This is a genomic window from Streptomyces sp. CRN 30 (assembly GCF_034105845.1).
The window spans coordinates 1-8,753 of the sequence record NZ_JAVRHI010000010.1; the positions used below are offsets into that span (position 1 = coordinate 1).

The 8,753-nt window shown below is 70.9% G+C and carries 6 protein-coding genes and 2 tRNA genes; 3 read left to right on the forward strand and 5 right to left on the reverse strand.

What is annotated here, in order from left to right; translation table 11 throughout:
* Positions 1–100 precede the first annotated feature (100 nt).
* Positions 101–307, forward strand: a complete 207-nt coding sequence (gene bldC / locus UW392_RS01050; protein WP_003949541.1) for a developmental transcriptional regulator BldC — start codon at positions 101–103, stop codon at positions 305–307.
* A 618-nt stretch (positions 308–925) separates the two neighbouring features.
* Here bldC and UW392_RS01055 read toward each other — a convergent pair.
* The 5 genes from UW392_RS01055 to UW392_RS01075 form a co-directional block, all read right to left on the reverse strand.
* A complete protein-coding gene (locus tag UW392_RS01055) occupies positions 926–1,081 on the reverse strand; it encodes a DUF6274 family protein (RefSeq protein WP_320772899.1) in 156 nt (51 codons plus the stop codon).
* A gap of 320 nt (positions 1,082–1,401) precedes the next feature.
* Positions 1,402–1,476: transfer RNA gene (locus UW392_RS01060), tRNA-Asp, on the reverse strand.
* 107 nt (positions 1,477–1,583) lie between these two features.
* On the reverse strand, positions 1,584–5,567 hold the full coding sequence (hrpA, locus tag UW392_RS01065; protein WP_320772900.1) for an ATP-dependent RNA helicase HrpA: 3,984 nt from the start codon (positions 5,565–5,567) through the stop codon (positions 1,584–1,586).
* 218 nt (positions 5,568–5,785) lie between these two features.
* Positions 5,786–6,304, reverse strand: a complete 519-nt coding sequence (locus UW392_RS01070) for a hypothetical protein (protein WP_320772901.1) — start codon at positions 6,302–6,304, stop codon at positions 5,786–5,788.
* A 134-nt stretch (positions 6,305–6,438) separates the two neighbouring features.
* A complete protein-coding gene (locus UW392_RS01075; protein ID WP_189219145.1) occupies positions 6,439–6,789 on the reverse strand; it encodes a metallopeptidase family protein in 351 nt (116 codons plus the stop codon).
* A gap of 182 nt (positions 6,790–6,971) precedes the next feature.
* Between UW392_RS01075 and UW392_RS01080 the strand changes: the two genes are divergently transcribed.
* The gene (locus UW392_RS01080) at positions 6,972–8,597 is read left to right on the forward strand and encodes a metallophosphoesterase (protein WP_320772902.1); all 1,626 of its coding nucleotides are present in this window, start codon (positions 6,972–6,974) and stop codon (positions 8,595–8,597) included.
* Between the two features lie 80 nt (positions 8,598–8,677).
* Positions 8,678–8,750: transfer RNA gene (locus UW392_RS01085), tRNA-Glu, on the forward strand.
* Positions 8,751–8,753 lie beyond the last annotated feature (3 nt).

The window sequence follows — 8,753 nt, forward strand, 5'->3', positions numbered from 1 at the left end:
ACCGACTCGACTCGCGTCCGCCATTTCGGGCAACGCGGGTCAAGGTGCAGAATTTAGAGGAAAGAACCGAGAAGGTTCGGTTCTCCCGAGGAGGCCGCTCATGACCGCTCGCACCCCTGATGCCGAGCCGCTGCTGACCCCGGCTGAGGTCGCCACCATGTTCCGTGTCGACCCGAAGACGGTGACGCGGTGGGCGAAGGCCGGCAAGCTCACGTCCATCCGTACGCTCGGCGGGCACCGCCGTTACCGCGAGGCCGAGGTCCGCGCCCTGCTGGCGGGTATCCCCCAGCAGCGCAGCGAGGCCTGAACAACCGCCTGACAGGGCGGTTCGGCAGGTCCCCCAACGTGCCGAAACGTCCGAACAGCACAGCTCCAACAGTTCCAAGCGACGCGGGTCCTGCCCCAACGGGTCCCCTGCCCCGCTGCACCGACTTCCCGGATTTCGTCAGAACTCCCGGGTGACCGACAAGGGTGCGTCGTCGATCGCGCTGGACTCCGCCGGGTCCAGCGCGATTTTTTTGTGCCCGGGGCCCGAAGCGCACCTGAACCGCCCGAGTCCGGACCCGGGTGGGCGCGGGTGCCGGCCGTGCGTGTACGCCTTCCCGTGCAGGTGCTCCGGCCGATGGGCGCGGCGGCTGTGCGGGGCCTGGGCGGAGTCTGGAAAGGGGCGCCGAGCCGGCTGTGGGAAGCCGCTGAGAGTGGTGCAATTGCACATATTAAATTGACCCGTTGTAGGTGACCCGTAAGTTCAGGGGGTCCGAAAACTCATGTGGTGACACCCGTCACATGGTGCGTCACTTGTCGTGGATGACGCATCTGCGGTAGTAGCGCCGGGAGTTGAGGCGCACGGAGATGTCCCTCGACGTGGCACACGTCCCGGGGTCGATACCCGTGGGCGGCGCGGATGACACCCGGCCGGCCGCGATCACGACTTCGACGCGCTCTCGGGCGCGGGTTCCATGGCCAGTCGCAGCAGTTGACGGCAGATCGGGCAGTGCCGGGTCGCGTGCCGGTAGGAGGAGGCGGCAGACAGGTGGGCACGGAGCAGCGCGCGGGTCTCGTGCCGAACGGTCGCCGCCATGAGCCGCCTCCGGGGTGGGGAATCCTCGTCCCTGGTTACCGAGGGAATGTGACGCCGTCAAGACGCCGGGACACGCTCCGCTTCGGGAGCGGTGCCGACTGCGTGGAGGGTGTGGCTGGAGGGTCTGGAGGGTCCCCTGGGGCGATCTGAGGGGCTGTCGGCTACCGGAGGTCCCCGAAGCCGCGCAAGGGCCTCAGGGTGCGTGCGGCGCGTGCGGGCCCGCGGTGTCTCGTACGGATCGCATCGCCCGGGCGGGGGAGACGGGGAGGGCATGAAGAAGGGCCCCGCATCCTCTCGGATGCGAGGCCCTCCTCGTCGTGCGGTCCTGACGGGATTTGAACCCGCGGCCTCCACCTTGACAGGGTGGCGAGCACTCCAAACTGCTCCACAGGACCTTGCTTCTCGCGGCGCCATTCCTGCGTTGCGCTGCGAGAAGGACTGTACAGGAGGGCGAGGCCCCTGGTCGAACTCACCCTCCGTACAGGGATCGACACGGTGGTCGTCACGGGGCGAGCGCGTCGATCGCCTTCACGATGCGCTTGTCGGAGACCGGGTACGCCGTGCCGAGCGCGTGGGCGAAGTAGCTGACCCGGAGCTCCTCGATCATCCAGCGGACCTCCCGGACCTGCTGCGGCACCGGGCGGCCCTGGGGCAGCTGCTCCAGGAGCCACGCGTACTCGTCCTGCATCTCGTGGACCTTCTCCATGCGGGTCGTGTCCCGCTGGACGCCGGTCGGCATCTGCTGGAGGCGGCGGTCCACGGCCACCAGGTACCGCATCAGGTCCGGGAGCCGGCGCAGCCCCGCCGCCGTGACGAAGCCCGGCCTCACCAGGGCGTCCAGCTGCTTCCGTACGTCCTGGAGATTCGGCAGGAGCGCCACGCTCTTCGTGGCCTTGAACCGGCGCTCGCAGGCCTGCCAGGCGGCCAGCACCTGCTGGACCTGGCCGACCGTACGGACCGTCGTGTCGACGATCTCGGCGCGCACCTTGTCGTACAGCTTCCGGTACGACGACTCGTCCCACGCCGGGCCGCCGAAGTCGGCGATCAGCCTGTCCGCCGCGGCCATCGCGCAGTCGTCGAACAGCGCCTGGATGGTCCCGTGCGGGTTGGCGGACAGGGCGAGCTTCTGCTGGTTGGTCAGCTTCTCGGAAGCGAACTTCGCCGGGTTGACCGGGATGTTGCGCAGGATGAGCCGGCGGGTGCCCTTCCACATCGCCTCCGTCTGCTCCGCCTCGGTGTCGAAGAGGCGTACGGAGACGGTGTCGCCGTCGTCGACGAGGGCCGGGTACGCCTTGACCGGCTGGCCGGCCCGCCGGGTCTCGAAGACGCGGGTGAGGGAGCCGATCGTCCAGTCGGTCAGACCCGACCGCTCCAGGGACTCGCCGCCCTGCCGCTCCGCCGTGGCCGCCGCGGCCTGCGAGAGGGCCTTGCGCGCCTTCGGCTTCAGCTTCAGCCGCAGCGCCTCCAGGTCCTTGTCCTCGGCGATCTTGCGGCGCCGTTCGTCGACGATCCGGAAGGTGATCTTCAGGTGATCGGCGATCCGGGACAGGTCGAAGTCGGCCGGGTCCACGGGGACGCCCACCATCCGCTTCAGCTCGCGCGCCAGCGTGAACGTCAGCGGCTCCTGCAGGGGCACCGCCCGCTCCAGGAACTTCTTCGCGTAGTTGGGGGCGGGCACGTAGTTGCGGCGGATCGGCTTGGGCAGGGAGCGGATCAGCTCGGTGACGATCTCCTCGCGCAGGCCCGGGATCTGCCAGTCGAAACCCTCGTCCGTGACCTGGTTGAGCACCTGGAGCGGGATGTGCACGGTCACGCCGTCGGCGTCCGCGCCCGGTTCGAACTGGTAGGTCACCCGGAACTTGAGGTTCCCCTGCCGCCACGCGTCCGGATAGTCGGCCTTGGTGACCGCCTCCGCCGACTCGCGGATGAGCATCTCCCGCTCGAAGTCGAGGAAATCCGGCTGCTCGTGCCGCTTGTGTTTCCACCAGGAGTCGAAGTGGGCGCCCGAGACCACGTGTTCGGGCACGCGCTGCTCGTAGAAGTCGAACAGGGTTTCGTCGTCGACCAGGATGTCCCGGCGCCGTGCCCGGTGCTCCAGCTCCTCGACCTCGGTGAGCAGCCGGCGGTTGTCGGCGAAGAACTTGTGGTGCGTCCGCCAGTCGCCCTCGACCAGCGCGTTGCGGATGAAGAGCTCGCGGCTGACCTCGGGGTCGATCCGGCCGTAGTTGACCTTCCGCTGGGCCACGATCGGCACGCCGTACAGCGTGACCTTCTCGTACGCCACCACCGCGGCCTGGTCCTTCTCCCAGTGCGGCTCGCTGTAGGTCCGCTTCACCAGGTGCTCGGCCAGCGGCTCCACCCACTCCGGCTCGATCTTCGCGTTGACGCGGGCCCAGAGCCGGGAGGTCTCGACGAGCTCGGCGGACATCACGAAGCGCGGGGGCTTCTTGAACAGCGCCGAGCCGGGGAAGATCGCGAACTTGGCGTTGCGGGCACCGAGGTACTCGTTGCGCCCGCCGTCCTTGCGGCCGCCGGATCCGGACCCGGAGTCCTTGGACTCCTTCACGTCCTTCATGCCGACGTGGGACAGCAGGCCGGCGAGGAGCGAGACGTGGACGCGGTCGCCGGGGGCGTCCTCCTCGCCCGGGTGGATGCCCATCTGCTTGGCGACCGTGCGGAGCTGTGTGTAGATGTCCTGCCACTCGCGGATGCGCAGGAAGTTCAGGTACTCCTGCTTGCACATCCGGCGGAAGGACGACGAGCCGCGCTCCTTCTGCTGCTCACGGACGTACCGCCACAGGTTCAGGTACGCGAGGAAGTCGCTGGTCTCGTCCTTGAAGCGGGCGTGGCTCTGGTCCGCCTGCGTCTGCTTCTCGGCGGGGCGCTCGCGCGGGTCCTGGATGGAGAGCGCGGCGGCGATGACCATGACCTCGCGGACGCAGCCGTTCCTGTCCGCCTCCAGCACCATGCGGGCCAGCCGCGGGTCGACGGGGAGCTGGGCCAGTTTGCGGCCGGTCTGGGTGAGCCGCTTGCGGGCGTCCTTCTCCGTCGGGTCCAGCGCGTTCAGCTCCTGGAGGAGCTGAACGCCGTCGCGGATGTTGCGGTGGTCCGGCGGGTCGATGAAGGGGAACTTCTCGATGTCGCCGAGACCGGCCGCGGTCATCTGGAGGATGACGGAGGCCAGGTTCGTGCGGAGGATCTCCGCGTCGGTGAACTCCGGGCGGGCCTCGAAGTCGTCCTCGGAGTACAGCCGGATGCAGATGCCGTCGCTGGTCCGGCCGCAGCGGCCCTTGCGCTGGTTGGCGCTGGCCTGGGAGACCGGCTCGATCGGCAGGCGCTGCACCTTGGTGCGGTGGCTGTAGCGCGAGATCCGGGCGAAGCCGGGGTCGACGACGTACTTGATGCCCGGCACGGTCAGCGAGGTCTCTGCGACGTTCGTGGCGAGGACGATCCGGCGGCCGGTGTGCGGCTGGAAGACGCGGTGCTGCTCGGCGTGCGAGAGCCGGGCGTACAGCGGGAGGACCTCGGTGAACCGGTACTGCTTCCTGGTCAGCGCGTCCGCCGTGTCGCGGATCTCCCGCTCACCGGAGAGGAAGACGAGGATGTCGCCCTTCCCCTCCGCCATCAGCTCCTCGACCGCGTCCGTGATCGCGGTGATCTGGTCCCGGTCGGCGTCCTCGCCGTCCTCCTCCAGCAGCGGCCGGTAGCGCACCTCCACGGGGTACGTCCGCCCGCTGACCTCGACGATCGGCGCGTCGCCGAAGTGCCGGGAGAAGCGCTCGGGATCGATGGTCGCCGAGGTGATGACGACCTTGAGGTCGGGGCGCTTCGGCAGCAGCTGGGCCAGGTAGCCGAGCAGGAAGTCGATGTTGAGGGACCGCTCGTGCGCCTCGTCGATGATGATCGTGTCGTAGGCGCGCAGCTCGCGGTCGGTCTGGATCTCGGCGAGCAGGATGCCGTCCGTCATCAGCTTGACGAACGTGGCCTCCGGGTTCACCTGGTCGGTGAAACGGACCTTCCAGCCGACGGCCTCGCCGAGCGGCGTGTCCAGCTCCTCCGCGACCCGCTCGGCGACCGTACGGGCGGCGATCCGCCGCGGCTGGGTGTGCCCGATCATGCCGCGGACGCCCCGGCCCAGCTCCAGACAGATCTTGGGGATCTGCGTGGTCTTGCCGGACCCGGTCTCACCGGCGACGATCACGACCTGGTGGTCGCGTATCGCCGCGGCGATCTCGTCCTTCTTCTGGCTGACGGGCAGCTGCTCGGGGTACCGGACCTCGGGCACACGGCCGCGCCGCGCGGCCATCCGCTCCTCGGCCTTCGCGGCCTCCGCCTCGATCTCGGCGACGACGGCGGCACGGGCTTCCGGCTTACGGATCTTGCGCGCGCCCTCCAGCCTGCGGCCGAGCCGGTGCGCGTCGCGCAGCGACAGCTCGGTCAGGCGGGAGGCGAGGGCGCCGAGGGCGGGGGCGGAATGCGTAGACATACGCGGTCCAGGATCTCACCTCACGGAAATGCCTGGCGAACGCTTTTGCGTCCGGTGCGAGGGGTGCGTTTCGGCAGGCGGCTGATCTGCGGCGATGGGACGCGGGAGCGGCGGTACGGAGGCCGCGGCGCTCGCCCGCGGTGACCGGGGCCGGGGGCCGGCGCTCGCGGCCCGGGCGCGGGGCTCGAGGCGCTGGGCCGGGGGCTGGAGGGCGGCGGTCATGCCGCCCTGCCCGCCCGGGGGGCCGGTTCGCGTTCCAGCAGCTGTGTCCCCTGCTCGTGTGCCGACGAGGAGGGTTCGGGCGTCGAGGGCTCGGGGGTGGGGGAGACCGGCTCCTGCGTGGGGGTGGGCTCCTCCGTCGTGCGCGAGGGCGACGGCTCGCCCTCGGTCGGTTCGGGTCCCGGCGGACCGTCGTCCTGGCCGCCCGTCCCGTGCTCCGGGGCGGACCCGGTGGACGGCTCCGGGCTGCCGGAGGCCGAGGCCGACGGGGACGCCTTCGCGGCCGCGGACGCGCGCGGCTCCGCCGACGCGCCCCGTCCGCCGTGCCCGGTCCGGTGCCCGGCCTCCTCGCCACCGGACACCGTCGGCCCGCCGTCCGGTTCCGCACCGTCCCGCCGCTGCGCCGAGAGGGAGGGCGCGGGCCCGGCTCCGTCGTTGCCCACGCTCATACAGCCGGCGGTCGCCGCGACGGCCATCATGGTGGCGGCCAGACGGGCGGGTACGTACAAGGCGCGCACGGGCAGCCACCTCCGATGGGGTTCCCCCTGGACCGGCGGGACCGGTGCCGTACGGGGGAGGGGCGAGGAGTCGACAGGCCCAACTCCCGCCGCCCGCAGGAGGACACGCGCACCCGGCGGCCCGACACGGGCTCTCAGCCGTACCCGAGCGCGTGCAGGCGCGCGTCGTCGATGCCGAAGTGGTGCGCGATCTCGTGCACCACGGTCACCTCGGTCTCGGCGACCACGTCCTCCCGCGTCTCGCACATGCGCAGCGTCGGCCCCCGGTAGACGGTGATCCGGTCCGGCAGAACGCCCGCGTACCACTCGCCGCGGTCCGTCAGCGGTGTCCCCTCGTACAGCCCGAGCAGTTCGGGGTCGTCGGCGGGCGGTTCGTCCTCCACGAACACCGCAACGTTGTCCATCAGCCGTGTCAGCTCCGGTGGGATCCGGTCCAGCGCCTCGGCGACCAGTTCCTCGAACTCCTCGCGCGTCATCTCCAGCACGCCAGCCATTCTCCGGTATCGGACCGGCGGACAGGAGGGGAAAACCGTCGTACGGCAGCCGGGAACGTCCGCGGAGGCACGGGCGGGCCCCCGGTGCGATGCGTCGCGGCACGGCCCGGAGGCCGGGGCGCCGAGCGCCGGGCACCCGCATATCCGGCTCCGCACCTGGGCATACGGGACCAATGGCCCGCGTCCCCGCTGCTGCTGCCGCCCTGCGCCGCGTACGACAGTCGTCCGGCGCCCTGGTCCGTCGCTATCGCGCGCGCGGGACACAGCCGACCGTCCAGCTCGTCCACCAGCCCCACCCGTGGGTCCGCGCCGCCGGCCTCGTCGTCGTGGTGCTGCTCGGCGCCTGGCTGGGCCTGCTCATCGTGGGCAACGTCCGCACACCGGTCGGCCCGATGAACACCACGATGACCCTGCGGCCCTCCCTCACCGGCGGCACGAAGATCAACGTCTCTCCGCTCGGCGCCCTGGAGCTGAGCAGCCACACCGCGCCCGTCCGCCTGGACGTGAACGTCGACCAGCTCGATCCGGCCCGCTCCCAGGCCCTGGTCGACCACCCCGAGCGGATCACCGGCCTCCAGGACGAGATCGCCAGCGACGTCCAGCGCGGCACGCTCGACCTGGCACTGCGGTCCTGCGTCGCCGTCGTCTCCGGGGCCACCGTCCTCGGACTCGTGGTCTACCGGCGCCCGCGCCCCGCCCTGGCCGCCGGCGGACTCGCCCTGGTCCTGCTCGGCGCGTCCGGCGGCGCGGCGTACGCCACCTGGAACCCGAACTCGGTCCTGGAGCCCAGATTCTCCGGGCTGCTCTCCTCCGCCCCGTCCCTGGTGGGCGACGCCCGCAGCATCGTCACCGAGTTCGACATCTACCAGAAGGAACTGGCGCGCCTGGTGACGAACGTGACCAAGCTGTACGACGTCACGTCCACCCTCCCGGCGTACCAGCCCGACCCGACCACGATCCGGGTCCTGCACGTCTCGGACATCCACCTCAACCCGGCGAGCTGGAAGATCATCGCTTCCCTGGTCGAGCAGTACGACATCAACGTCATCGTCGACTCCGGCGACACCATGGACCACGGCTCGGCCGCCGAGAACGGCTTCCTCGACCCGATCGCCGAGCTCGGAGCGCCGTACGTCTGGGTCCGGGGCAACCACGACTCGACGACCACCCAGCGCTACCTGGAGCGCATGGAGAACGTGCACGTCCTGGACGACGGGCGGGCCGTCACGGTGTCCGGGCTGCGCTTCGCGGGCATCGGCGACCCGCAGTTCACGCCCGACCGGACGAACGAGCAGCAGGGCGACCCGGCGGAGGAACTGGCGGGCGCGCGTCTGGCCTCGGCGCTGCGCGACCAGCGGGCGGCCGGCACACCCGTGGACGTCGCGATCGCCCACAACCCGGTGGCGGCCCGCCAGACGGACGGCGAGGTGCCGCTGGTGCTGGCCGGGCACGTCCACCACCAGAAGATGGAGGTCATGAAGTACGGCACCCGGTTGCGCATCGAGGGCTCGACGGGCGGCGGCGGACTGCGCGCCGTCGAGGGCGAGCAGCCCGCTCCGGTCGAGGCCTCGGTCCTCTACCTGGACCGGGACACGCACCGCCTCCAGGCCTGGGACGAGATCGAACTGGGCGGGCTGGGCCTGACGACGGCCGAGGTCAGCCGCCACCTGCCGAAGGAGAACCAGCCCGGCGGCAGCCGGTCGCCGTCCCCCTCGGAAGGCACCCCTTCCTCGCCCGCGGCCCCCTCGGCGGACAGCTCCCCGTCCCCCACAGGAGGCACGTCCCCGGACGGCTCGTAAACCGTTTTGGCGATACCTCCCGCCATCCCATATGCTTCTCACGTCCCCGACGCGCTGAGAAGCGCCCAGGCGGGCCGATAGCCCTCATCGTCTAGCGGCCTAGGACGCCGCCCTTTCAAGGCGGTAGCACGGGTTCGAATCCCGTTGGGGGCACGC

Bases quoted from the DNA above. Each gene is read 5' to 3' on its own strand.
- hrpA (WP_320772900.1), bottom strand. From the start codon at position 5,567: ATGTCTACGCATTCCGCCCCCGCCCTCGGCGCCCTCGCCTCCCGCCTG.
- bldC (WP_003949541.1), top strand. From the start codon at position 101: ATGACCGCTCGCACCCCTGATGCCGAGCCGCTGCTGACCCCGGCTGAG.
- UW392_RS01055 (WP_320772899.1), bottom strand. From the start codon at position 1,081: ATGGCGGCGACCGTTCGGCACGAGACCCGCGCGCTGCTCCGTGCCCAC.
- UW392_RS01080 (WP_320772902.1), top strand. From the start codon at position 6,972: ATGGCCCGCGTCCCCGCTGCTGCTGCCGCCCTGCGCCGCGTACGACAG.